This window comes from Herminiimonas sp., assembly GCF_030655415.1.
Genome location: NZ_JAURVN010000015.1, coordinates 405,273 through 431,390 on the forward strand (window position 1 = coordinate 405,273; position 26,118 = coordinate 431,390).

Here is a 26,118-nt window from a genome sequence, read left to right on the forward strand (position 1 = left end):
AGTGCATTACAGGTTGGCAATTTTCCGTCTTCGCATAGCCAGCGTCAACCACAAATGCCGACTTAGGCTTTTAGCAAACGGCCTTCTGCCAACGCGAGCTCTTCGACATCTCCGCGCAAGACCAAAATATCGCCCGCCAGCAGCGTTGTTTCTGGCGTCCAGTCTATGCGTACACCATTGCGTCGCAATGCAGTGACTTCTGCCCCCAGCGCGTCCAGGCTCAATTGTCCCAGCTTTTTACCAAGCGCGTTCGCCCGGTCGGTCAACAACACCGAGCGCAAACGCACTTGCAAATGTTCTGCCGTATCCGACACATCGCTCGCGCCATGGAAGAAACCACGCAAAGATTCGTAACGCTCACCACGCGCCATTTGAATCGTATGGACAACGCGGCGCAAGGGCACGCCCATCGTCAACAAGGCATGTGACGCCAGCATCAGGCTGCCTTCGATAGCTTCCGGCACGACTTCCGACGCACCGGCAGCACGCAACTTATCCAGATCCGTATCGTCGTAGCTGCGCACAATGACCGGCAGCGTAGGCGCCAAATCTTTCATGTTATGCAAAACTTTTAAAGCGGACGGCGTGCTGGCGAAAGTAATCACTACAGCTGCGGCGCGATTGACACCGGCCGCGACCAAACTTTCGCGACGACCTGCATCGCCGTACGAGACGTTGACGCCAGCCGCTTGCGCATCGCGCACGCGATCAGGATCCAGATCCAGCGCTTGATAAGGAATGCCTTCTTCATCCAGCAGCTTCGCCAAACTCTGACCGGTGCGACCGAAGCCGGCAATAATCACATGCTGTTGCGCAGACATCGTGCGCGTCGCGATCTGCGTCAAAGCCAGCGATTGCATCATCCATTCGTTCGATGAAAGCTTCATCACGATGGCATCAGATTTGGCGAGAATCACAGGTGCGGCGAGCATAGACAACACCATCGACGCCAATATCAATTGAATAATCAATGGCTCGATCAAGTTCAAGCTGCCGATCTGATGTAACAACACGAAGCCGAACTCGCCGGCCTGTGCCAGTGCCAATCCTGTACGCAAGGCGACGCCAACTGGTGCGCCAAACCCTTTTGCCAACATTGTCACCAGACCGAATTTCAGCAAAACTGGCCCAGCCAACAAGAGCAGGATCAGCCACCAGTACTCGATCACCAGACGTACATTCAGCAACATGCCGATCGAGATGAAGAACAAACCCAGCAACACATCGCGGAAGGATTTGATGTCTTCTTCCACCTGATGTTTGTATTCAGTTTCAGAAATCAGCATGCCGGCGACGAACGCGCCCAACGCCAGCGACAAGCCAGCCATTTCCGTAATCCAGGCCGCGCCCAAGGTGATCAACAGCAGATTCAGCATGAACAATTCTTGCGAACGCCGTTTGACGACGACGCGGAACCAGCTGCGTATCAGTTTATGTCCGACGAAAAAAAGCAGAAACAACACGATGACCGCTTTGAATGCCGCCCATAAAAGCGTCGCACCTAAATCGCCTTTGGGATTGGCAAGTGCCGGGATCAAAATCAGCAGCGGTACTAGCGCCAAATCCTGAAACAATAGAATGCCGATGATGCGACGACCGTGTTCGCTTTCCAGTTCCAGCCGTTCGGTCAACACTTTGGAAACAATCGCCGTCGACGACATCGCCAGCGCGCCGCCAATTGCAAACGCCGCTTGCCAGCTGATAGAACTCAAGCGGGTAGAGATATGCGCGACCAGCCAGCCGAATATCATCGTCAGAGCTATGGTCAACAATACCTGCGCCATACCAAGCCCAAAAACGGTGCGCCGCATCGATGATAATTTAGCGAGAGAGAATTCCAGGCCGATGGAGAACATCAAGAACACCACGCCGAATTCGCCCAAGGCATGCGTGGTTGCGTTGTCTTCCGCCCAACCCAAGGTGTGCGGGCCGATCAGAATTCCGGCCACTAGATAGCCCAGCATCGGCGGCAAATGCATCATGCGGAAGGCAACCACGCCCAATACCGCAGCAGCAAGCAACAGAAGCGTGAGTTCTAATGGGGAAAACATAATGTGAAGCCGGCTGGGGTTATTCGGGAAAAACGTGCAGAACCATCAAAACATATTTTTGTACGTCTGGCAGGTTTTTTGCTTAGTCAGCCCTTCTTGCCAGATGAATTCGTTTATACTTTCGGCATGAGTGTACCCCATGCCAAAACCGTGCCCGCAACTTTTGATGCGAACAGCGCAACGCGCGCGCTGCAATTTGCCAGCGCAACCCTGCAAATCGAAGCCGATGCGATTCTTGCATTAAAGAAACGAATCAGCGAAGAAACCGGCGCGCAATTCGTCAAAGCAGTTTCCCTATTATTAAATTGCAACGGCCGCGTGGTCGTTTCCGGTATCGGCAAGTCTGGTCATATCGCCCGCAAGATTGCCTCCACCCTCGCCTCGACCGGCACGCCTGCATTTTTCGTGCACGCGGCTGAAGCATCGCATGGCGATCTGGGAATGATCACCGCCAGCGATGCGCTGATCGCAATTTCATACTCAGGTGAAGCCGGCGAATTGCTGGCCATCGTACCGATCATCAAACGCATGGGAGCGACACTGATTGCGATAACCGGCAATGATGCATCAAGTCTGGCGCAGTTTGCTGATGTGCAGTTGAACGTCAAAGTCGACAAAGAAGCTTGTCCATTAAATTTGGCACCGACCTCCAGCACCACCGCCACCTTGGCGCTCGGCGATGCACTTGCGATGGCACTGCTGGATGCGCGCGGTTTTGGTGAAGAAGATTTCGCCCGCTCACATCCAGGTGGCGCACTTGGTCGTCGCTTGCTGACGCATGTGCGCGACGTGATGCGTACCGGCGATGCAGTCCCAGCTGTTGCTGCAGATGCCACTCTCTATGCTGCATTGCTGGAAATCAGTAAAAAAGGCATGGCGATGACCGCTGTGATCGACGCAGATGGCAAAGCCATAGGCGTGTTCACCGACGGCGACTTGCGCAGGCTGATTGAAAACAAACAAGATTTTTCGACGCTGTCGATTGCCGATGTGATGCACGCAAATCCACGTAGCGTGCAACCGGAGCAACTCGCGGTGGATGCGGTCGACATGATGGAAGAATTCCGTATCAATCAACTGCTGGTGACCAATGCCGATGGCAAGCTGGTTGGCGCGTTGCATATTCATGATCTGACTCGCGCGAAAGTAATCTGATGAGTTCATCTACAGATTCCGCCGCAGGCTCTTCATTATCAGTGGCGACAGAGCGCGCAGCAAATGTGCGCCTGATGATTTTTGACGTCGATGGTATTTTGACCGATGGCAGTCTGCACTTCGGCGCAGATGGCGAAGTAATCAAAACCTTTAACGTACTCGACGGCCACGGCATTAAATTGCTGCAGCAATCCGGCGTCGCGACGGCAATCATCAGCGCACGCCAATCGCCTATCGTGCTGCGTCGTGCTACCGATCTCGGGATTCAACATGTATTCCAAGGCATACATGACAAGCGCAGCGCATTCGAACAATTGCTCGCGCAAACGAAGACTGCAGCAGACGCATGCGGCTTCATCGGCGACGATGTCATCGACTTGCCGATTTTGTCGCGCGTCGGCTTTGCTGCCAGCGTACCTAACGGCCACCAAGAAGTCCGCTCGCGCGTGCATTATGTGACGCAAGCCAGCGGTGGTCGTGGTGCGGCGCGTGAGTTGTGCGACTTCATCCTGCGTGCGCAAGGCAACTACGAGACGGCTATCGCGCCGTACCTTTCATGAAAGCGATACGCCCTGCTACCAGCGTGCGCCTGATTGTGCTGATCGTATTGAGCGCAGCGCTCGCGCTGGGCAGCTTTTGGCTGGTCGAAGTGATGCAGAAAAAAACTGAAGATTCGATGCCAGATCGCGTGCGTACCGAGCCCGATTTTTATGTGGAAAAATTCAATTTCGTCCGCATGGCAAAAAGCGGTGAGGCGCGTTACAACCTGACCGGCACCGAGATGAAGCATTACCCGCAAGACGATTCGTATCAAATACAAAATCCGGTCATGCATAGTTACAGCCCAGATCGCCCACCGATGGTGAGTCGATCATTGCGTGCTACGGTGACCAATAACAATAGCGAAGTTCACATGTACGACAACGTGCATATAGACAGACCGGCATCGGCAACGTCACAGCATTTTCAATTGAAGACCTCGTATTTGCTGCTGCTGCCGGACGATGATGTGATGAAAACACCGAAGCCGGTTGAACTGCATCTTGGAAAATCAACACTGAATGGCTCGGGCATGTTCGCCAACAATGCAACTGGCGAGTTCCGTTTGTCGAGCAATGTAAAAGGCCAATATCAGGCGCCTGCCGTCACCAATTGATTTCGTGATCCGGCTTTTAATCGATGGATTATTTTAGAAAAATGTCATGAAACGATTACTTTCTGCAATGCTGCTTGTCGCTGGTTTAGGTACGCTTTCTTTCGCGCACGCCGAGAAAGCCGATGCGACCAAACCGACCAATGTCGAAGCTGATCAAATGCAGTACGACGACGTCAAGCAGATCAACACTTTCATCGGCAATGTTGTGCTGACGCGCGGTTCGATTTTGATGAAGTCCAACAAGATGGTCGTTACGCAAGATCCTTCCGGCTATCAATTCGTCGTCATGTATGCCGCGCCCGGCTCGCTCGCAAGTTTCCGTCAAAAACGTGACGGCGGTCCAGATCAATGGATAGATGGTCAAGCCGAACGCATCGAATACGACGACAAAAATGAAATCATGAAACTGTTTTCCAAAGCACGCATGCGCCGTTTGGAAAATGGCAAGCCGACGGATGAAGTGAATGGCGAGTTCATTTCCTATGACACGCGCGCTGAATTTTTCACCGTACACAACACCGCCGGCGGCGATAGCAAACCAGGCGCGGGACGCATCAAGGCAGTGATTCAGCCGCGCGCCGCCACTACCCCAAAGGCGCCATAAAATGTCGAGCAAGTTAATCGTCAGTGGTCTGCAGAAAAGCTATGGCGCGCGGCAGGTTGTGCGCGACGTCGCACTGCAGGTTGAAAGCGGCGAAGTGATTGGATTGCTGGGCCCAAATGGGGCTGGAAAAACCACTTCGTTTTACATGATCGTTGGCTTGGTACCTTCTGATGCCGGCAGTATCGAACTGGATGGCGTCAACATTTCGCGCCAGCCCATACACGCACGCGCACAACTTGGTTTGTCGTATCTGCCGCAAGAAGCGTCCGTCTTCCGCAAGCTAAGTGTCGAAGACAATATCCGTGCCGTGCTTGAACTACAACGCGTCAATGGCAAGTCTTTAAGTAAACCGCAAATCGAACAGCGTCTCGATACTTTGCTGGCTGATTTGCAAATCGAAAAGCTGCGAGAAAATCAGGCGCTGTCTTTATCAGGCGGCGAACGTAGACGCGTCGAGATTGCGCGCGCACTCGCGACCAACCCACGTTTCGTTTTGCTTGATGAACCGTTCGCTGGCGTTGATCCAATCGCCGTGATTGAAATTCAGCGCATCGTGCGCTTCCTGAAAGAACGCGGCATCGGCGTACTCATCACCGATCACAATGTGCGCGAAACTCTGGGTATCTGCGACCGCGCCTACATCATCAATCAAGGCGCCGTCTTGGCCAGTGGTAGCCCGGATGAAATCATTGCAAATGAATCAGTCCGCCGGGTTTACCTCGGCGAACACTTCCGCATGTAACGGCGGAAGAAGATAACACTCTATGAAGCAATCCCTGCAGCTACGCGTTTCGCAACACCTGGCACTCACGCCACAATTACAGCAATCAATCCGCTTGCTGCAATTATCCACGCTAGAACTGCACCAAGAACTCGAACAAATTCTGGCAGATAATCCGCTGCTGGAACGCACTGACGATCCTCTCGATCACGCGATACGCTTATTAGCCGATGGCGCGATCGGTTCCACTGGCACCACTCCAGAAGGCGCGAGCGTAGAAGCGAATGCGCAAGTACCTGAGAGCGACACCAGCTTTGATGCGCCATCCGACGCACCCGAGTCATCCAACGGCGACGCCGAATGGAGTTTCGACGACGTAGCGCGCACATCGAAAGCACCCGAAGATGACGACGCGCGCCCGCAGCTCGAAGCGCACGAAACAACCTTGCGTGAACATCTGCTGGAACAGATGCGCGTTACCGTTCGCGAGCGACGCGATCGCGCTTTGCTCGAATTAATTATCGATGCATTAAACGACAACGGTTATCTGGAAGAAGAGCTAGAAGAAATTCATTCTCGCTTGCCAGAAGAGTTGGAAATCGAGTTAGAAGAATTGCAGATTGCACTTAACCTTCTGCAGAGTTTTGATCCACCTGGCGTAGGTGCACGCAACGCGTCTGAGTGTTTGGCACTGCAAATCAAGCGCATGCCAAAAGTAGCCATGGTCACACGTCGCATGGCACTCGCAATTGTAGAAAATCATCTCACGCTGTTTGCGCAACGCGACTTCAACAAATTACGTAAAGCGCTGGATTGCGATGACGAAGATTTGCGCGAAGCACAAGTCATCATCAAGCAATGCAATCCGCATCCGGGTGCGATCTTCGCCAGCGGCTCATCTGATTATGTAGTGCCAGACGTCATCGTCAAACGTACACGCAGCGGTTGGCAAGTCATGCTTAATCATGACGTCATGCCGCGCCTGCGCGTCAACAGCATGTACGCGAACATTTTGAAGCAAAGCAAAGGCGACGGATCGCTCGGCTCGCAGCTGCAAGAAGCAAAATGGTTGATCAAGAATATGCGTCAACGCTTCGATACTATCCTGCGTGTATCGCAGGCGATTGTAGAGCGGCAACGAAACTTTTTCTCGCATGGCGCTGTCGCGATGCGCCCACTTGTGTTGCGCGAAATAGCTGATACACTAGGTCTACACGAGAGCACTATTTCTCGTGTAACAACGCAAAAGTACATGCTCACACCGCATGGAATGTTCGAATTGAAATATTTTTTCGGCAGCCATGTCGCAACGGAAACAGGTGGCGAAGCATCCTCCACCGCGATACGGGCGCTGATCAAACAACTGATAGGAGCTGAAAACCCGAAGATCCCATTCTCTGATAGCAAAATCGCAGAAATGCTGGCGGAACAAGGCATGGTTGTGGCGCGGCGCACAGTTGCAAAATACCGTGAAGCCTTGAAAATCCCACCAGTCAATTTGCGTAAATCGTTGTAGAACTGTCCTTAGTAGTTTTTGTTATACCTTGCTGTGTTCTTGTGGCCAGGTAACAAGGCGCATGAACCTCCAGTGAATTATCATAGGAGCACTGTATGAATCTCACAATCAGTGGACATCACCTCGAATTAACCCCAGCAATCCGCGAATATGTACAAGGAAAACTGGAGCGTATCAAACGACATTTCGATCACGTTATCGATATTGCAGTCATCCTGACTGTAGACAATCTTCCCGAAAAAGAAAAACGCCAGAAAGCAGAAATCAACTTGCGCGTGAGAGGCAAGGATCTGCATGCGGAAAGCATAGCCGACAATTTGTATGCGGCGATTGACGCCTTGGTCGACAAACTCGATCGACAAGTCATCAAATACAAAACCAAACAGCAAGATCATCAACATGAGGCAATCAAACGATTACCGGATGAATCGGACGCTGTCGCGCCTTAGGGTGCAATAACCTGATCGAGAAATCGGTCGTTAAAAATGAAGGGCGCAATTGCGCCCTTTTTTATTGTTCACTCAGAAAAATAATCGCGTTGATACCTTTTCAAGAGGCTAATCGCATCAACTATTGGTTGTCAAACCCATCATCTAATCTCACCTCAATTTTCAGTTGACTCTTTACAGGCATCCCATCAATTTTTCCTGGCTGAAATTTTGATTTTGAAAACGTTTCCATAACCAATCGCTGATCGCTTTCCGACAACGGAGAATCATCAATGAAGATTTCATCAATCTGCCCCTCCTCATTTATCAACAACCTCAATACAGCTAATTGCGCAGATGCACTGTGCAATGAAAAAGCCAAGCTAGGAGAAAGATCTAGCTTAACTTGCGGCATCTCACTTAACTCATTCGCAGGAAAATAGTAAGGCTCTAAAGCCCGCACTATTGGAAACAATATATCCTCTTCTTTGGGGGCGTGTATTCTTTGAGTCTCTAGATCAAGAGTATCTTTTTCTGGCTTTTTAGAGCCTGTCAGGAATTTAGTTTGCGATAGAGATAAATGATCTGCAACTACCTCTACTTTTCCTTTGTGGTGGCCATTGAGTTTGGACGAGTTAACTGCACCAGGAACGACCGGCTTAACAAGCTCCGCAATTATCAATACAGATCCTTGCTGATGCTTTGCATGAGCAACATCAATACGTCCGCTGCCAAACACAAAAACCATACATAAATGCGCCGCAGTGGAAATAAGCAAGCAGAAAATTCGAGAGGAACGATTTTGCAAAAGACTTTTATACAGCGATCATCTAAGTAACGACAGACTTGATTACGGGATGATCAAATGATCCCGTAATCCTCTTTCTCTATTGGGCGTTCAAGACTCGCCAAGAAACTCGACGAGTACCACTGGCCGAAGGCGGATTTACTGGGGGAGTTATAACAATAGTTCCACCTAAATCGCTACCACTTGATGCCCCCGTTGATGTTCTAATTAATGCTCGTACTGTCCCATCAGCCTGCAATATCATCACTGGGCGTGTAACAAGACCCGAACCCAAACTAATACCACTCACACCATTTGATCCTTCGACTGCCCCACCGGTCAGGTAATTCAGCGCATAAACAAAACTGGCGGCCGTGCCCGTCGTTGCGCCACAGGCACTCACGGTCGATGCTTGCGGCGTAATCGTCGTAAACAAAATAGTCCCCAAAGCAAGTGCGGGATCAGTGCTAGAACGTTCACCGCCAGTCAGAAAATCAACGTACCAACCATTTTTGGTGTTCCAATCCACACTGTTGCTACTACTGGTACGCACTACCTGTTGAGGTATACAAACTGAAGTGGCAGTATTAGCAGGGCAAGTCGTGTTGGTAAATGTTTGAGCGACGAAATTATTACTCGTAGTACGTGGATTCCCTAAGGTGGTTGAGTTCAAATTGTCTTTGATTGCATAAAACGATTGCGTGTCAGCATTAGCAACATCTGTAGTACCTAAGTAGCGTCCGGTCCCGACAAAAATTACAGGTTTTCCGCTAATAGTGGCCTGCACAGGCCTAGTCGTAATCGGCTGCGCATTCCCTGCCGCGTCTACCAAACTCACCAATAATTGTGCGTCGTAACCGGTTGCGCCAATATCTCCATTAATGTCAAACCGCCACAGATTTCCCAGCGTATCACCACCGTATGCAGCCCTCGCTGTGTTATCTGTCGATGACTCGAGCACGTGTGCACTAATACGAGTCAAGCCGCTAGGCGTTGTTGCACTACCAACTCCGGTACTGATGTCTCTTATAATGTCGCCTGTATTTGCGTCAAGCACATACAATCGACCTTTTCCCACATCTGCCGCAACAGTTCCATCAGTATTGTTATAACCGGAACTGATAAGGACCACCCATCTACCATCTCTAAGTTTAGTAATGGTTGGATTGCCATAGCTGTAACCAAGATTGGCATCGGTAAATTCCCACAATAATGTCGGCGACCCTGGAGTAGTTATATCAAGTGCGTAATAACCTTTTCCACCCCGATTCAACCCACCAACCAAAATGGTTTTCCACTGCCCAGCCGTACAAGTGGTTGGAGTAGTCAAGTTTGCGTTGGGGCAAATATCACCAGTCTCAGGCGAGTTATCGACAGAATATTGATGTTGAGTCGAATAGTTTTTATCAGCTAACTTATACAAATCCGGCAAGACCATTCCTGGAACATATGCCCATAACTCTTGCCCCGTAATCGCGTTAAAGGCATGCAACATACCGTCATTAGCACCCACATACACTGCACCCGCACGTGAAGACTTGTTTATCTTGAACTGGCTGTAATTAGCGTCTCGGTAGTTATATAAAGGCGTTTGTACATAGCGCGCCTCGGACGACACGATGTCACCTAAAACGTGAGTACGTTGTCGGAAATATCCTGTCGCACCACCTGCCTCATTACTGCGATCCCCACGCAGAAAATTAACCAATGCCTCCCCTGCTGCACCACCAGTTGCAATAGTGTTGTTGCTTTGCAGTGCAGTACTCAAACATGTCCCCCCAGCAGGAGAGCAAAACTGCGATAAACCCGATCTTGGACTAGCTACATAAGTAACATACGGGGCAGTGAAATAGCTTTTCTGAGTATTTGATAAACTCGCCCACTCAAACGAAATCAACCCGCTCGCGCCTTTCGTATAGATAGTTCTTGCAGCAAGTGGTGTGGCCGGTACTAATGTCGTTGCGGCCTCATCGACATTTATCACTGCTGTGTTGCTCACATCCAAACCACCTGCATTGAATGTTGCAGGTGAAACATATTCAGAATTGACCGAGTAACAGCTGCCACTTTGTCTAAACACACTGCCGACGACATATAATTTTCCTGCTGCCCATTCTGTTGTCGCACAATCGAGTAACTTCATAGATGACCAATTCTGGGCAGTCAACGACCCCGTAGCAGTAATCTGCTGACGAATAAGCTCCCCGTACCATTCCACCGACTTGTAAGAAGAGCTGAACACGTAATTGTCGCTGGCACTTACGTTTGGATTGCTGCTCGCGGCCGCCGCGGCCGTACCAGGACGCGGGGTATTAGAGATTGTTGCCAACGCTTTAATCAAGCTACTCGATAGAGATGATGGATCCGCAGCACTAAAGTAAGTCCCATGCCCATTAATCGCGGTATGCCACAAATCATCAATAGTGGTATTAGCATTCGCAACAGGCGCAGGCCAATTACACGCGCCACTGCTTTGCCAAGAGCAAACACCAGCGCTGGAACTTGTAGCATTTCCCTTCAGCACATCGAAAAAATCACCGCTTGTGTCATTCCAATAATCTTGAGTATCAGTAGGCGCATAAACCATCTGCCCTTGAGCCCCTAAACCCAGCGTGAATGTCGTCATATGCTGCGCAGTTGCAACGTCCCGACCGTTTGATGGGACATTATTAGTGCACAGGTTATTTGGAGTCGTTGCTGGGGAAATAGTAGGTCCAACGCACGTTCCAGTTACATCGTCACCCGTTGCTGTTGAGTCGCGCAAATCGGTATTGTAGTAATAGGACGCTACGTCAGCGAGCGTATCCGACGCGCCGCCATCAGTAGATCGATATGAACATGCCCTAGCAGTTGCCACCGTGTAATTAGGAGGAGCTGATTCCCTGATAGGAGTGCAGGAAGATGCATCCGAAGTACTCGTACTATACTGGCAATCTGTTGCATTGCTGATAGTCATATTGCCAGCATTTGGACTGAGATTCAAAGTACAACTAGACACATTTGTCCAAGCAGTCCAGTTATATCTGCAGGTGTTCGTATTCGCGTTACAAGTCGCAACGGTAGTCCAACCGCCCCCCGACCGTCTCTGAAGCGGGCCTGTGCGTTGCTGTAAAGTGCTGGTTGTGATTTGAAGTTGCGCGGCACCTCCGTCATAGTAAGGCCTAGATAACCCTACGTCTTGATTACCCACAGGAACACTGTCATCTAGTTTGAAGCCTGCGCCACCATTCCAAAACCCATCTGTAGATAAAATTGTATAGTTTTGTTGACACGAATACTGCATAGGATCAACAACCGTACTACCTTGGAAAGTTGTTCCATTCAGTTTTCCCGCGTACAAGCGACCAGCCTGCGACAGAGCGGAACGTAATCCGGTACCGTTACTCGGCTGCGCACTAATTAATTTGGTGTACCAATCGTATTTTTGGGCGCCGGTAAATTCAGCTAGATTAAGATAATCGCTATTGGTATTATTATTAATACTCATATAACCCAAACGAAACCGCGAAACTCCACTGCTTATATCTGCTGCTGAATCAATCGTTGAAAATGCATTACTGGCAGATGTTTTCATCATCTGCATACGCGTCCGGTAATACGTCCACCAGTTCGCATAGTTCGTCATTTCTTCATTGTACGTACAGGTAGTGCCAACGCAGTCAGTACGAGTAGCGGCTTTACTACTGCTACCTGGATAAGGATAACTAGTAATCTCCGGAGTAAGTACTGTGCGTCTATTTTCACCCCGGATAGTGGTACTTGCCACAGCAAACGCTGCAGCAGTCACGGTCATACCAGTTTTGGTCACCGCCGGCAAAGATGTGGTTGCACTAGGCGCAACAATTGTGACGACAGCACCAGACCTAGATGCACTGTAACCAATCACTTGGCAATTAGTACTCACCTTAGTAAGAGTACAAGCGTTGATGTTATCCACAATTCGCTGTGCAACAGTATTGGCATTATTACTACTGACCGTCGAAGCAGACAGAATTTCAGAGCCACCTACGGTGATATTACTCACAACAGTATTTGTTGAGCCGGAAACAGTAATTGTTGCAACCGGTGGCGAGGGTGCCCGCACCCAGTCATAGCCCGTACCAAAAGTTGCCCTGCAAGTGCTTAAAGCATTATTAGTGCACCAACGCACTGTCGCGGGATAAGGATAAGTCGTAGTAGGCGCTGTAGCTGCAACACATGTTTTTAAATTCGGCGCTGTGCAATATTCTCCTGGCACCATCGTATAAAAATATGGCGGCGTTGCAGTATTTGTGAGTAAGTCTGACGTAGTCGTGCTTTGAATACCGTAAGCGTCATCTTTAACAGCTTTCCAATTTCGTGCAGAAGTCGTGGCGGTATTGTCCCCACCTGTGGTCGCCGATACTCCAGTCTGACTTGGATAAGTAGTCGTGTTAATTACTCCAGTAGCCCCAACCGAAATTGGTGGCACATATTTAACTGCAGGGTTGTAATACATACCGTTATAAGCGGCATTGCGGAATAAATATTCAGCACGAGCAGAAGCTGGATCCTGACCAGTACTAGAGCAAGAAGAATTACGGGTTGAAACGCCAGCACAGGCCCAATCCGGCATGAAATCCCAGTCCATACTGCCAGAATCATCAAGGATGAAAAAGACATTAGGCTTCACGTCCGTGGACGACGGTGCAGAATATGTATTCAACGGTGTTGTAGAGATGTCAGTTGCCGCCGCTGCAGAGCCGATAACAGCCCACACCATCAGCACAGCGCCGATTTTTTTGAGCGATTGATTATGGGGCATTTCGATCTCCTGAATTTGAAGCATATTTTGCGGCGTGCGCAATTGCCAATATGGTTGGGTTATTGCTGCCTCACCCATTACATTGAGGCCATTGCTTGAACATAGCTGACGGTATTTCGTGGTCCGACGATACGGACAGTAATTCTGTAATAAACAACCGATGGGGCATTAAGCTGAATTTCTTGATTTTCATTATTCCCTGTAGCCGCAGTCACCACCGGCGATGCAATACACGAACCGCCCGATGTCTTGCCACCGGCGTTATTGCACATACGGTCAATTACGTAAGAAATCTTGTTACCAGCCTCGTCTGCGGCGCCGTTGTTCAAATCAAATTTTCTGGCAGCTAAGGTTGCAGCCCAATAAGCATCCCACGACTGTCCTGCAGCCGGGCTATGTGACGCGGCACTGCCATTTGCGGCGTACCCGTTCCCCGAACTGTCCGCCTCCAAAGTTGCTGCACTTGCTCCAGCTAAAAATGCAATTGCGGCTTCAACACCCGCGTCACCAGATCGGGTTGCAGCCTGTTGGAAAGCTAAATTTCCCGCAATCAAATTATTCGTATCCACCGAGCGCATTAATGCAATGCCGGCGAGCGTCATCGCTACCAACACAATAAGAGCAATGATCAGAACTACACCCGACTGCCTTGAGCGCCGCATTGGAGAGAAAGCTTTGATTAACATCCTGTCGGCACTCCCATCCACGTAACGTTTCGAATCGGGACTACGGTCTGTGAAACTTTATAACGATAGTGCTTCCAAGGCTCATCTAGGGCGGCATCTGGACCCAAGGTTCCCGTGGCAGCAACAATGGGAGCACCCGCGTTACCATCCCAAGTAGGGGCATTTACCAGATTATTCACATTCAACGAGGTTGTCGTAACAAGCCCTTTTTCAAATTGATTGCTACGTGCCACCACAGCTATTCTTACTGCAGAGGTTCTTGACCAACCGCAAGTGGCCGGTATGCCACTTGCATCTGCGGCACTGCCTGGCGTAATTTGATCAAACACATCAGGAACTGCATCCATCGTCGCGGTAGTATCGCGAGCGTACTGCGCTTTCAAGCTGACAATATTGCTAGCGAGGGGTACCCATATCGCTGGATTTGCCTTATTAGCATCCAGACCGCAATCGTTGAGCATGTAATCGCATACGGTAAGACTCCCGCCGCGAACAGCATAGGCACGCACCGTGGGAGATGGTCCGAGGTTATAAAGTATCGTTCCCACCGCCCCAGTTGCTGCGGTTACTGTATTTGTAGCGACAGCAGTGATACGATCTACAATCAAGGTGCCACACGTAGCTGGAGGAGTAGGTCCAGCGATTACCTTGTCCCCAACGCCGACTACACCAGCTGTGAATGAACTTGGCATTTGAACCGTATAGACGGCAGAAGCTTGCGCAGTAATGGTATTGCCTTGAGGCTGCCCATTTCCATTCCCGAACAGAATTAACAAGCGATCAGTATTCGGGTCACCTGCCGGAATAATTGTAGTAGCTGGATTAATCGTTACAGGCGCCAAAGGCACAGCCGTTGCTATGGTCGCTCCCGACGCTACAGACCAAGTCACGTTGCAGTTGAACATACTTGGCGCAACAAAACCATAACCCGCCTGTCCTATGTCGCGCTGTAACTGATAAATCATCAAAGCGCCATTACTTTGCGCATCACCGCCACTCGTAGTAGTACGTTTGCGCCCTTCCGAAAGTGCAAACACTTGCAAGATAACGATGACAGCCAACATGCCGATAGCGACGCCAACCATGATTTCCACCAAACTGAAACCAGCAGTACGGCGCATAGAAAATTTCGACATCTTCAACAATTTAATCTCCTCACCGTATCTGCGCGACGGTGACGTATTTATGGGCGTCTTGGGATGGATCTCCGGGCGCTAGCCAGAAAATTGTTACCGTTACCGTCCCATCGTTTGTAGTTCCGATTGCAGTAACGTCTACCGTCGGCTGATTCACGTCATCGCTAATTCCCGGCAGAGCATTTGCAACAGCAGCCTTCCAGTTAGTAAGGGCAGCGGATGCAGTGGATGTGGATGTATCGAAGTTTGCTTTCAAGCCAGTTGCAGCTGCAGCTGGTGTCACTGTAGATCTCCGGTCTAAATTTACCCACATCGTCCCCAATAACTGACTTGCCAATAAGCTGGCATCCGAACGATACTTTGCATCTGTTACCTGTTTTACTGAGACTGCCTGCATACCAACCAATGCAAGTATGCCAAGAGAAAAAACAAGAATGGCAATCAGGCCTTCTAGCAACATCATGCCGGATTGCTTCTTCAACAATGTGGTGGATTGCATAGACATAATTGCCTTAACAGGCTTGAGGATCGGCAGAAGGAAGTTTTGGGTCGCACATACGAACCTGCCCTCCGGACGTAACGACTACTCTTAGACAGCGCATAGGACCACCGATAACGGCACACGTCCCGCCAGCGGCATTGCTTATATCGAAAAGCGCATTATTTCCGAGAGCGAGAGTGCCATTCGTTACTCGCCCTAAATTATTGAAACTTAGCGCAGACGTAAAAACCGGTGTAGCGGCGGCGACATTCGTAGATGCGACAACTTCAGATGTAGCGATAGAAATACTTGAAGACCCTTCGGCCGCAGTCCTCGCCTGAATCGTTGCAGGGCATCCCGCGACAACCGTCTCGCACCCTACTGTCCACGACGTACCACTACCAAGAACCAACTGAACGTTAGCGTTGCGCCTCACAGCCTCAACACGCGCCAAGCTAAGTCCATTTTGTATCGCCTCAGCAGCATTACGAATCTTTGTATTAGCGATGAAGGTACTAAAGTTGGGAACAGCAATAGCAAGCAAAACAGCAACAATTGCAAGACCAATTATCAGTTCGATCAAAGTAACGCCATCTTGCCTACTTAGGCGCATTGTTAACACACCCCACCTCGTTTGGTAACCCAGCAATTAGCATTACTAGTCCAACCAGATGGCGCGCCACTAGTCATCGTGGTTACTTTGGCATTATCTTGATCTATGGTGAAAGTAAAACCAGTCATTGTTCCCACGCCGACTGCCTGCAAGGTATAAACAGTGGATGTTCCCGCAACAGAGCAACTAAAAGTAAAGAAACGGCTGGTCGTCGTATCCGAAGCACAGGGTCCCGTGGCAGCAGGCGCATAAGTATGATTATCCTGAAAGTACTGCTCCATCTGCACTCTCTTGGCGGCAAGCGCAGATGTGGCGTCAGGAATTTTGCTACGGATTACATAGTTACTGTATGAAGGAATAGCTACAGCCGCGAGAATGCCAATAATCGCAACTGTGATCATCAACTCTATCAACGTAAAACCCGCTGATTTACGCCACGACGAGTAAAGATAAGTCCTGTTCATATAAAATTCCTTGTAAGTAACATTAATCTAAACCAATCAAATCTGAATGCCAGCAGCAGCTGATAAGCGGCCTGATTCCAGCCTCGAACGGCAACACTTCATTCGAAATGTTGTATGGAAGCCGCTAAAATACATTGCCGCCTTTAACTCATCTCATGTATGCAAACACATATCCATACCTCAACCAAAAATGGCTTAGGCTGCGTGATACTAGATCGCCCCGCCGCACTCAACTCCTTATCGCTAGAGATGATTCGTGCGCTTGCACAAACTTTGAGCTCTTGGCGAGAGGCGCCCGACGTAAACGCAATTCTCATACTTAGCACACTTCCTAAAGCATTCTGCGCAGGCGGCGATATTCACTTTTTTCACGAAGTCGCCAAAGCAGGCCTCACAGGTGGCAGCGCACTTTTGGAGGATTTTTTTACTGAAGAATACGCACTCAATCATTTGATTCACCATTATCCAAAACCTTACATAGCAATACTGGATGGCATCGTGATGGGTGGTGGCATGGGCATTTCGCAGAGCAGCGAAAGCATACGTATCGTCACAGAGCGCACCAGGATGGCAATGCCAGAGGTGAATATCGGCTTATTCCCTGATGTCGGCGGCGGGTATTTTTTGTCACGACTGCCAGGTGAACTTGGCACCTATCTTGGATTGACTGGTGAGATCATCGGCACCGACGATACCTTGTACGCAAATCTGGCAGATATATTTGTCCCTCGAGCAAAATTGCCCGCGCTAATAACTTTGATTGAATCGGTCGATGATCATCAATACCGCGAGGCGATTGAAGCATTTGCGGCGCCGTTTGCAGCACAAATCAATCCTGCAAACAGCATGCTCGCCAAACAACGTCATTTGATCGATCATCATTTTTCGCATGACAATGTCGCAGCGATTACCTCCTCACTGGCACAGGATGACGATCCTTTTGCGCAAAAAACATTGGCCACAATATTGAAGCGCTCACCATTGATGGTTTGCGTATCGCTGGAGCAAATTCGTCGTTCAGCAAAGATGGAGCTCGCTGATTGTCTGCGGCTGGAACGCACAATGGTAAGACGCTGCTTTGAACATGGCGAAACTGTAGAGGGAATACGTGCGCTTGTAATCGATAAGGATAACGCACCGCAATGGCGGCCCGCTTCTTTACAAGAGGTGACACCAAAAATGATCGCGCCGTTTTTTACTCCCGCATGGCCGGACTACGCACATCCATTACGCGACTTAGTCTGAAGAGTGGATTGTGTATTATTGGTTGGCTCGGATTTTTTAAGGAATATCTGCTGCGCTGGCCTACGCTGTCTGTCATTTTGAGAAAGCGAAATTTCCGACGAACAATAACGTTTACATCTCATCAATCAAGAACAAGCGTTTATGCTCTCGTATTGCATAACGGTCTGTCATGCCCGCGATGTAATCGGCAACTTTGCGCGCCTGCGTCGCAATAGCTTGCGGATTATCGCTGACTGATTGCTGGTAATCAGGCGGCAATAGATTCGGTTCCCGCATGAAGGCAGCGAACAATTCCATCACGATACGGCGTGCCTTGCTGGTCATCCGATTGACTTGATAATGCTGGTAAAGATTCTCTCGCAGAAAGCGCTTCAGCAAAACTGCTTCCGCACGCATTGCGTCGGAGAATGCGATTAACGGAACCGCATTACGCACATCATCCACCGTCATTATTTGTGCAGATTGAATCCGCTCTTGCGAGGTTTCGATCACATCAACAATCAATGCATTGATCATGCGACGTATCGTTTCGTTAATCGCGCGTCGTCCATTTATACCGGGAAATGCAAGTTCAACCTGATGACGATGACGCGCGTAAAAATCAATTTCATCAAGTTGCGAGGTCGTTAGCAAACCCGAACGCAAACCGTCGTCAATATCGTGATTGTTGTAAGCGATCTCATCGGCCAAATTGGCGAGTTGCGCTTCTAGCGTGGGCTGCTTTTTTTGAATAAAGCGCAAGCCGATTGCATCGAGCTTTTTTGCATTCGCTAACGAGCAATGCTTGAGTATGCCTTCGCGTGTTTCAAACATCAGGTTCAAGCCATCGAATGCACCGTAACGCTGCTCCAGCGTATCGACCACGCGCAAGCTTTGTAGATTATGCTCGAAACCACCGTAGTCATTCATGCAGGCGTTTAGCGCATCCTGCCCGGCATGGCCGAATGGCGTGTGACCCAGATCGTGTGCCAGAGAAATTGCCTCAACCAGATCCTCGTTCAAATGCAAATTACGCGCGATTGAGCGTGCGATTTGCGCGACCTCAATGCTATGCGTAAGACGAGTACGAAACAGATCGCCCTCGTGATTTACAAATACCTGGGTTTTATACTCCAGCCGACGAAATGCGGAAGAATGAATGATGCGATCGCGATCACGCTGAAACTCAGTGCGCGATGCAGTTGCTGGCTCCGTATGTCGACGTCCCGCGGATTGTTCTGAGTGCGCCGCATACGGCGCCAGATGGGCTTCGATGTTCATATCAAGAAAGCCTCATAACTGGACTTGCTGAAAATGGAATCAGGCGATGCATGCATTCAAAGTCTGGAGCAAAACATCTTGCCGCACCGTAGTGATAATCGATGCGCCCAAGGGTTTCAGCAAAATGAATTTGATTTCACCGCCTTCATTTTTCTTGTCGACTTCCATCAACTCCAACCATCGTGCCACGCCGAGATCCGGCGCCACTGTCGGCAAGCCAGCCGCTTTTACTAATGCGACTATGCGCTCTTTTGATGAGACATCAATGAAACCCAGGCGATGGGATAAATCGGCCGCCATCACCATGCCGCAACCGACCGCTTCGCCATGTAACCAAACACCGTAGCCCATACCGGCTTCGATCGCATGGCCAAAGGTATGGCCAAAATTCAGAATCGCTCGCAGACCCCCTTCGCGCTCATCCTGACGTACAACATCTGCTTTGATTTCGCATGAGCGTTTGATGGCATAGGCCAATGCGTCAGCATCTTTTGCGACGAGCTTGGCGATATTCGCCTCTATCCAATCAAAGAAAGGGGCGTCAATAATTGCGCCATGCTTGATCACCTCAGACAAGCCGGCGGACAACTCACGCGCAGGCAATGTGTTTAATGTTGAGGTGTCGGCAATCACCGCTTGCGGCTGATAAAACGCACCGATCATATTCTTGCCGAGAGGATGATTAATCCCGGTCTTGCCGCCCACAGATGAGTCAACTTGCGATAGCAAGGTGGTAGGCACTTGGACGAACGGCACGCCACGCATATAAGCGGCGGCCGCGAAACCTGTAATATCACCGATTACACCACCACCCAAAGCGATCAAAGTGGTTTTACGATCGCACTTCTCTGCGAGCAATACGTCAAACACCTTCATCAGATTGGCCCAGTTTTTTTCTTCTTCACCGTCAGGCAAAATAATTTGGGTTACTCGTTTGCCAGCCGCTTCCAACGTTTTACTGAGCCGCTCAAGATAAAGTGGAGCAACCACGGTATTTGTCACAATTGCGACGCGAGGGCCAGAGATATGTGCAGCGACGACTGCAGGGTCGCTGAGCAATTCCTGCCCAATACTAATGGGATAACTACGCGCGCCTAAATCAACGTGCAGGGTATGAAAAGAAGAGAGCTGTGCCATCGTAATGTGCTTTGATAAAGAGTCCTGTTGCTGCAATACAGGCGCATTAACTTGCGCGTGCTCCGGCCCTAACTGAGTCAGGATCGATTGCATCAGGAATTGTACGTTAGGCCGACCAGTGTCGATGACGATGTCGGCGACTTCATTGTAGAACGGTTCGCGCGCACGCGATAAATCTTCGATGGTTTTACGAGGATCTGTCGTTTGTAGCAAGGGGCGATTTTTATCGTGACTGGTGCGCTGCAAAATGCTATTGACGCTGGCACGCAGATAAATAACTGTGCCGCGAGATTTGAGATATGCACGACTTTCGGCGTTCAGCACGGCACCACCACCGGTGGCCAAGACAATGTCTTGTTGCGCCGTCAAGTCACGGATGACTTCTGCTTCGCGCTGGCGGAAGCTGGCTTCGCCTTCAATTTCAAAGATCAATGGAATCGATGCGCCAGTGCGCGCTTCGATTTCATGATCCGAATCAATGAACTGCTTGTTCAGCCGCTTTGCTAATGCACGGCCAACTGTCGTTTTGCCGGCGCCCATCAAGCCGACTAAAAAAATATTTCCACCCACGTTGCTCTAACTCTTTCTCGCCAGATGCAGCGGCCGGGAGGGCCGCCGCGACAACCAGCATCCTACCTGATTGATACCTTGTCGGTCAGAATTTTAGGGGTCAAGAAAATCAGCAATTCGGTTTTGTCGTTGGTACGGCCTGTGTTCTTAAATAAATTACCGAAAACTGGAATATCGCCAAAGAAAGGTACTTTTGAAATAGAAGTACGCTCTGTCTGCTGGAAAATACCGCCAATTACAACTGTACCGCCATTGTCAATTAGTACCTGTGTTTTTACGTGTTTGGTGTCAATAGCGAAGCCTGCAGGTGTTTCGATGCCGACACTATCTTTAGTAACGTCGACGTCAAGAATAACATTCCCATCCGGCGTAATCTGCGGAGTAACTTCAAGTTTCAGATTGGCCTTCCTGAAGGAAACACTGGTCGCACCACTACTGGTTGCCTGTTGATAAGGTAATTCCGTACCTTGCTCAATCAATGCCTTCAATTGATCCGCCGTAATGACACGCGGACTGGAAATAATTTTCCCTTTACCATCAGCTTCCAGCGCCGACAATTCCAGTCCGATAAACTTGGTAGCTGCGGCATTAAACAAAGTCAGCGCGACAGAGCCGGCAGCACCCGCTGTAGAATTAGCCGGCAAATTGACTGCACTGCCACCGAGAGTCGGCAAAGCGGTACTTCCGCCAGGAGTAGCTTGATTACCACCAATCGCGGCGTTGGTTGACCGCGAGCCAAAGGATAGCTTGGCACCTAAGCTACTACTAAACGTGTCCGTTGCCTCAACAATTCTCGCCTCGATCATGACTTGGCGACTGGCAATGTCTGTTTTTTGTACCAGAGCACGAATTTCTTCCAATTTGGATGGAATATCTGTGATGAACAGTTGATTAGTACGAGGATCGACAACGGCACTTCCCCGCTTGGACAAGATACTGCGATTACCACCATCAATACCGAAGACCTGTTTAAAAGATTCTGCTTTTTGATAATTGAGTTGAAAAGTTTCTGTTCGGACCGGCTCAAGCTCAGCAATCTGAGAACGTTGTTCAAGCTCCAACTTCTCTTTAGTCAACAATTCGTCCCGCGGAGCAATCCATAAAACCGAACCGTTTTTACGCATGTCCAAGCCTTTAGCTTGCATCACGATGTCAAGTGCTTGATCCCAAGGCACATCTTTCAAACGCAAAGTCAGATTACCGCTAACCGTATCACTAGTAATAATGTTCAAACCCGTGAAATCAGCTATAACTTGCAGTACCGCCCGCACTTCAACATTCTGGAAATTCAAGGATAGCTTTTCACCGCGATAATCGCGCACGCCCTGCCCGAGTTTATTCGGTTCCTCTTTAAGCGGCTTAACTTCGATGACCAATTGCGAATCGCTTTGATAAGCGCTGTGCTCCCACAAACCTTTTGGCTCGATAGTCATACGCACGTTTTCACCTAGCTGCTGGGTAGTAATGATATTGACCGGCGTGCCAAAGTCAGCAACATCCAAACGTCGGCGCAATACATCAGGCACTGTCGTCTTCATGAAATCGACTTCGATTTTTTTGCCTTGCTGACGAACATCTAGCGCGACTTGATTATTCGGCAAATCAACGACAATACGACCTTCGCCGTTATTGCCGCGACGGAAATCAATATCACGCAATGCCTGACGGCTCGATGCCGTATTTATCTGAGGCGTCCCTATTGGCAACCCCACTGTATTGACTGCCGTGGCCAAGCCACCAGTACCATCAATGGTAATAACAACATTATTGCCATCTACTGCCGTGGCGTAATTCAATGAACGTGTTAAGTTGAAAACTAGGCGCGAACGCTCACCTGCCTGCACCACATTGACATTACGCACGTCGCCCAAGCCGATATCTTGCATACCTTTGCCGGTAGCATTTGCCGTCCCGGCAAAATCAAGCGCGATACGTGCAGGATTAGTTATGGAAAATCCAATTGGAGGTTTCGTAAGCGGATTTTTCATCGCCACGCGAATCACCACATTGGAACCCTGCTGATTTGAAGTAATCGATTCGATTGCGTTTTCTTGAGCCGTTGCTAAACCGCAGATCGCGACGAGATAGATGAATGCACATGTACGCTTAAATGTTTGCATGATTCCCTGCGAGTCTTTGAATTGTTTTTGGTGCGCCATCATTTTTGCGTCTCCTGCAATTCCAACTTAGCCTCACGCTCGACCCATTCGCCGGACGCGTCTTGAACGATTTCTTTCAGCTCTACTTCTGTATCAGTAATTTTGGTAACCATGCCAAGATTCTGTCCGATGTAATTCCCTACTTTGACTTGAAATACCGAATTATTTGCCTGTAACAGGGCAAAGGTTAGACCCGGCCGAACCAAGGTACCGACCATGCGCAAATTATCAAGCGGGTAACTTTCAAGTGCTTCGCGCCGACGATCCAGATTTGGCTGTATGGAACCGTTGTTCTTTTTTGACTTTGCCAAAGCTACAGCCAGCTTATTAGGACTATATGGATCTTCCCGGCCCTTGGCATCGTATGCAAATGGTGTAAATTTCTTAGGTTCAGACAAAGGCTTGATCGACACTTTTGTTTGCTGGCGGACTTCTTTCATCCATTGGCTAACATCCTGTATCCCGCCATCGCCGCAACCGAACAGACTAACTAAAAGAAAGCCTGATGCGCCTAAACGAATCAATTGAAAGCGCTTCATTTCTTGCCACCTTTTTTTGCCCCTGCAGCCGTGCTGCGCTGCGCTGCAACTTCATCATCATCCAAATAACGAAATGTCTTGGCCACAGCATCAAGTGTCAGGGAACTATCTTTTCCTGCAGATAAATTCATCTGGTTAAGGGTAACGATACGAGGCAAATTAGCGATGTCACTGGCAAATGCTGCGACGTCATGGTAATTGCCAGTTACTTTTATATCGATAGGCAATTCAGCGTAGTAGTCTTTGACTAGCACTTGGCCTGGTTTGAATAATTCAAACTGCAAACCACGTCCCAAGCCTGCTTGATTAATATCCGATAGCAAGGCATCCATTTCCGCCTTGCTTGGCAATTGTTTTTCCAGCGAAGAAACATACTCATTAACCTGCACTTTTTGCTTACGCAAACCATCCAGATTAATCGCCTGTTGTACTTTTACTTTGTAGGCATCTTTGAGCGTCAATTCTTCTGCCGCGGTTCTATCCAACTCTTCAAGCTCAGTGCTCCAGTATGCGTACCATCCCACCACGATCACAGCGAGCAATACTCCCACTCCACACAACATACGCGGAACGATCGGCCACTGCCCGGGATGCAAGCCATTCAGATCGCGAAACTGCGCGCTGATCGACTCTCCAATATTCTTCAAATCTGCCATGGTGCCTGTCTCACAATCAAGGTTTCAACGGAGTTGCAGCTAGAGCGGGCACTTGCGCGTTTACAGCAGCTGGATCATTGTCACGCGGACGCTTGATACCGGCATTGATACTAAATTCAAAGACTTTTTTAGCATCTTTACCCTGTCCGATACCGACAGACCGAATTTCAATCAGATCTGGACGTTCCAGCCACGGAGAATGATTTCCCAAATTGCGCAGCAATTCAGAAACACGTTCATTTGATTGCGCATAACCATTTAACAAAACGCGCTGGCCATCTTGTTTGATCGATTTGAGATAAACGCCTTCTGGAACCTGTTGCGCCAATTCGTCCATCAAATAAATTGGCTGATTGCGATCACTCTGCAAGTCTTCCACTGCTTGCTGCCGGGCCTTAAGCGCTTCAATCTCTTGCTTAAGGCTTGCAACTTCCTTGATCTCTTCGTCTAGGCGAGCATTTTCAGTTTTAATGAAATTGTTACGCTGCTCTTGCTCAGAAAGCTGATTGGCAAAATAGCCACCAACAGCAATCACGATCAAAGCACCAACAATCGCACTCAACAACAACATCGCAACAAATTCTTTTTTACGTTGCTTACGCTTTTCCTCGCGATGAGGAAGAAGATTAATTCTGATCATCAGTCAAACCTCCGCATCGCCAGCCCGCATGCAACCAAATAGGCTGGCGCCTCTATGCGTAATTGCTTTTCGCGCACATTCGGGCCCAGCTGCATGCCGCTGAAAGGGCTTACGACTGAAGTAGACAACTTGGTGCGATTGGCAACCATATCAACCATGCCTGGAATGATTGCGCAGCCACCGGCAAGGAAAAGTTGATCTATGCGTGTGTAAGGTGTGGATGTGAAGAAAAATTGAATTGCGCGGGTAACTTCAAGTGCAGCGCTTTCAAGAAAAGGATCAAGAATTTCAGTTTGATATCCATCCGGCAAATCGCCAGCTTTCTTTTTAGCTTCCGCTTCTTCGTAAGACAAACCATAGGTACGCACAATCTCTTGAGTCAATTGATGGCCACCGAACGGTTGTTCACGCTCATAAACCAACTGACCATCCAGCAAAACGGAGACGTGCGTTACTTGCGAACCGATTTGAAACAAACCCAGAATCTGGCCTTTGCCACCATTAGGTAATTGTTTGGTGAGTCGATCAATTGCCGCGCGCGCGGCATAAGACTCAATATCCATCACAGTAGGGGTAATACCTGCTGCTTCTGCCACCGCGACTCGATCCTCTACTTTTTCCTTACGTGTTGCGGCCAACATGACTTCAACATCTTCAGGAGAATTTTCTACCGGACCAATGACATCAAAATCCAGACGCACCTCATCCAGCGCAAACGGAATGTATTGGCTGGCCTCGGTTTCCACCTGCAACTCCAGTCCTTCTTCGGACAAACCGCTAGGAAGAATGATTTTCTTGGTGATCACGGAAGCGGGTGGCATGCCCATCGCAGCCAACTTGGCGCGGGTGCCGCTCTTTTTCCATACGCGATGGATAGCGTCTGAAACTTGATCGATGTTTTCAATGTTGCCGTCAACCACTGCACCACGCGGGAGAGGTTCAGAAGCAAAGCATTCGAGGCGTAATTCACCTTTGCCAAGCTCGGACAACTCGACGAGTTTTACCCCGGAGCTACTAATGTCCAAGCCAATCAGCGGCGGATTCTTTTTGCCGAATAAGGAGCCAAAATCTAAAGCCAAGGGCAGTTCTCCCCAAAAACGTTATTAGTATATGAACGCGATGCCGTTTAGCTTGTCAAAACCCCGACCCCGATTAAAAGATATGAGGATTTCAATAAAAATGTGTTTAAAAACGTGTATTTAGGACACATTGATAAAACGTTACATTAAATCGTAGCAACAAGCCTCCAAAACTGTAAAGCAATTTCCATAAAGTAATTTGCAAATCCGTTGCCAAAAATCCACGCGGGGTATGGGATGTTGCAATTACAG

General features: G+C 49.2%; 23 protein-coding genes. 8 read left to right on the forward strand and 15 right to left on the reverse strand.

Translation table 11 applies throughout. The annotated features are described in order from the left end of the window. Positions 1–62: 62 nt before the first annotated feature. Entirely contained in the window at positions 63–2,051 is a 1,989-nt protein-coding gene (locus tag Q7T66_RS13380) for a monovalent cation:proton antiporter family protein (protein ID WP_304933828.1), read from the reverse strand. Positions 2,052–2,177: 126 nt separating this feature from the next. Here Q7T66_RS13380 and Q7T66_RS13375 point away from each other — a divergent pair, with 126 nt between their 5' ends. The 7 genes from Q7T66_RS13375 to hpf all read left to right on the forward strand — a co-directional run bounded on the left by Q7T66_RS13375 (position 2,178) and on the right by hpf (position 7,652). Further along, positions 2,178–3,206, forward strand: a complete 1,029-nt coding sequence (locus Q7T66_RS13375) for an SIS domain-containing protein (protein WP_304933827.1) — start codon at positions 2,178–2,180, stop codon at positions 3,204–3,206. Next, entirely contained in the window at positions 3,206–3,766 is a 561-nt protein-coding gene (locus tag Q7T66_RS13370; RefSeq protein ID WP_304933826.1) for an HAD family hydrolase, read from the forward strand. The genes Q7T66_RS13375 and Q7T66_RS13370 overlap by 1 nt, the downstream gene beginning before the upstream one ends. After that, positions 3,763–4,362, forward strand: coding sequence for an LPS export ABC transporter periplasmic protein LptC (gene lptC / locus Q7T66_RS13365; RefSeq protein ID WP_304933825.1), 600 nt, complete (start codon positions 3,763–3,765; stop codon positions 4,360–4,362). The genes Q7T66_RS13370 and lptC overlap by 4 nt, the downstream gene beginning before the upstream one ends. 46 nt (positions 4,363–4,408) lie before the next feature. Further along, complete coding sequence (gene lptA / locus Q7T66_RS13360; protein ID WP_304933824.1) at positions 4,409–4,966, forward strand: lipopolysaccharide transport periplasmic protein LptA; 558 nt, start codon at positions 4,409–4,411, stop codon at positions 4,964–4,966. Position 4,967: 1 nt separating this feature from the next. Next, positions 4,968–5,708: an LPS export ABC transporter ATP-binding protein gene (gene lptB / locus Q7T66_RS13355; protein WP_304933823.1), complete on the forward strand. Its 741-nt coding sequence runs from the start codon at positions 4,968–4,970 to the stop codon at positions 5,706–5,708. A 22-nt stretch (positions 5,709–5,730) separates the two neighbouring features. After that, the gene (locus Q7T66_RS13350; RefSeq protein WP_304933822.1) at positions 5,731–7,203 is read left to right on the forward strand and encodes an RNA polymerase factor sigma-54; all 1,473 of its coding nucleotides are present in this window, start codon (positions 5,731–5,733) and stop codon (positions 7,201–7,203) included. Between the two features lie 95 nt (positions 7,204–7,298). After that, the gene (gene hpf / locus Q7T66_RS13345; protein ID WP_304933821.1) at positions 7,299–7,652 is read left to right on the forward strand and encodes a ribosome hibernation-promoting factor, HPF/YfiA family; all 354 of its coding nucleotides are present in this window, start codon (positions 7,299–7,301) and stop codon (positions 7,650–7,652) included. 121 nt (positions 7,653–7,773) lie between these two features. Here the strand turns inward: hpf and Q7T66_RS13340 are convergent, their stop codons facing one another. The 7 genes from Q7T66_RS13340 to Q7T66_RS13310 form a co-directional block, all read right to left on the reverse strand. Next, on the reverse strand, positions 7,774–8,439 hold the full coding sequence (locus tag Q7T66_RS13340) for an energy transducer TonB (RefSeq protein WP_304933820.1): 666 nt from the start codon (positions 8,437–8,439) through the stop codon (positions 7,774–7,776). Positions 8,440–8,518: 79 nt separating this feature from the next. Then, positions 8,519–13,279 carry a pilus assembly protein gene (locus tag Q7T66_RS13335; RefSeq protein WP_304933819.1) on the reverse strand — a complete coding sequence of 1,587 codons (4,761 nt, stop codon included), beginning with the start codon at positions 13,277–13,279 and terminating at the stop codon, positions 8,519–8,521. Beyond that, positions 13,279–13,887 (reverse strand): hypothetical protein, encoded by a 609-nt coding sequence (locus Q7T66_RS13330; RefSeq protein WP_304933818.1) that lies wholly within the window; start codon positions 13,885–13,887, stop codon positions 13,279–13,281. Before Q7T66_RS13330 ends, Q7T66_RS13335 begins: the two co-directional genes overlap by 1 nt. After that, positions 13,881–15,023, reverse strand: coding sequence for a PilW family protein (locus Q7T66_RS13325; protein ID WP_304933817.1), 1,143 nt, complete (start codon positions 15,021–15,023; stop codon positions 13,881–13,883). Before Q7T66_RS13325 ends, Q7T66_RS13330 begins: the two co-directional genes overlap by 7 nt. Before the next feature lie 19 nt (positions 15,024–15,042). Beyond that, the gene (gene pilV / locus Q7T66_RS13320) at positions 15,043–15,522 is read right to left on the reverse strand and encodes a type IV pilus modification protein PilV (RefSeq protein WP_304933816.1); all 480 of its coding nucleotides are present in this window, start codon (positions 15,520–15,522) and stop codon (positions 15,043–15,045) included. Positions 15,523–15,535: 13 nt separating this feature from the next. After that, the gene (locus Q7T66_RS13315) at positions 15,536–16,117 is read right to left on the reverse strand and encodes a GspH/FimT family pseudopilin (RefSeq protein ID WP_304933986.1); all 582 of its coding nucleotides are present in this window, start codon (positions 16,115–16,117) and stop codon (positions 15,536–15,538) included. Between the two features lie 2 nt (positions 16,118–16,119). Next, the gene (locus Q7T66_RS13310; RefSeq protein WP_304933815.1) at positions 16,120–16,581 is read right to left on the reverse strand and encodes a type IV pilin protein; all 462 of its coding nucleotides are present in this window, start codon (positions 16,579–16,581) and stop codon (positions 16,120–16,122) included. A gap of 159 nt (positions 16,582–16,740) precedes the next feature. Here Q7T66_RS13310 and Q7T66_RS13305 point away from each other — a divergent pair, with 159 nt between their 5' ends. Further along, positions 16,741–17,826, forward strand: a complete 1,086-nt coding sequence (locus tag Q7T66_RS13305) for an enoyl-CoA hydratase/isomerase family protein (RefSeq protein ID WP_304933814.1) — start codon at positions 16,741–16,743, stop codon at positions 17,824–17,826. Positions 17,827–17,937: 111 nt separating this feature from the next. Here Q7T66_RS13305 and Q7T66_RS13300 read toward each other — a convergent pair whose 3' ends face one another. From Q7T66_RS13300 to Q7T66_RS13270, 7 genes are all read right to left on the reverse strand, one after another. Then, on the reverse strand, positions 17,938–19,086 hold the full coding sequence (locus Q7T66_RS13300) for a deoxyguanosinetriphosphate triphosphohydrolase (protein ID WP_304933813.1): 1,149 nt from the start codon (positions 19,084–19,086) through the stop codon (positions 17,938–17,940). Between the two features lie 39 nt (positions 19,087–19,125). Beyond that, positions 19,126–20,793, reverse strand: coding sequence for a bifunctional shikimate kinase/3-dehydroquinate synthase AroKB (aroKB, locus tag Q7T66_RS13295; protein ID WP_304933812.1), 1,668 nt, complete (start codon positions 20,791–20,793; stop codon positions 19,126–19,128). 62 nt (positions 20,794–20,855) lie between these two features. Beyond that, a complete protein-coding gene (pilQ, locus tag Q7T66_RS13290) occupies positions 20,856–22,913 on the reverse strand; it encodes a type IV pilus secretin PilQ (protein WP_304933811.1) in 2,058 nt (685 codons plus the stop codon). A gap of 38 nt (positions 22,914–22,951) precedes the next feature. Continuing rightward, complete coding sequence (locus tag Q7T66_RS13285) at positions 22,952–23,491, reverse strand: pilus assembly protein PilP (RefSeq protein WP_304933810.1); 540 nt, start codon at positions 23,489–23,491, stop codon at positions 22,952–22,954. Further along, positions 23,488–24,147 carry a type 4a pilus biogenesis protein PilO gene (locus tag Q7T66_RS13280; RefSeq protein WP_304933809.1) on the reverse strand — a complete coding sequence of 220 codons (660 nt, stop codon included), beginning with the start codon at positions 24,145–24,147 and terminating at the stop codon, positions 23,488–23,490. Before Q7T66_RS13280 ends, Q7T66_RS13285 begins: the two co-directional genes overlap by 4 nt. 16 nt (positions 24,148–24,163) lie before the next feature. Then, positions 24,164–24,787, reverse strand: a complete 624-nt coding sequence (locus tag Q7T66_RS13275) for a PilN domain-containing protein (protein WP_304933808.1) — start codon at positions 24,785–24,787, stop codon at positions 24,164–24,166. Next, positions 24,787–25,866 carry a pilus assembly protein PilM gene (locus Q7T66_RS13270; protein ID WP_304933807.1) on the reverse strand — a complete coding sequence of 360 codons (1,080 nt, stop codon included), beginning with the start codon at positions 25,864–25,866 and terminating at the stop codon, positions 24,787–24,789. Before Q7T66_RS13270 ends, Q7T66_RS13275 begins: the two co-directional genes overlap by 1 nt. Positions 25,867–26,118: the final 252 nt, after the last annotated feature.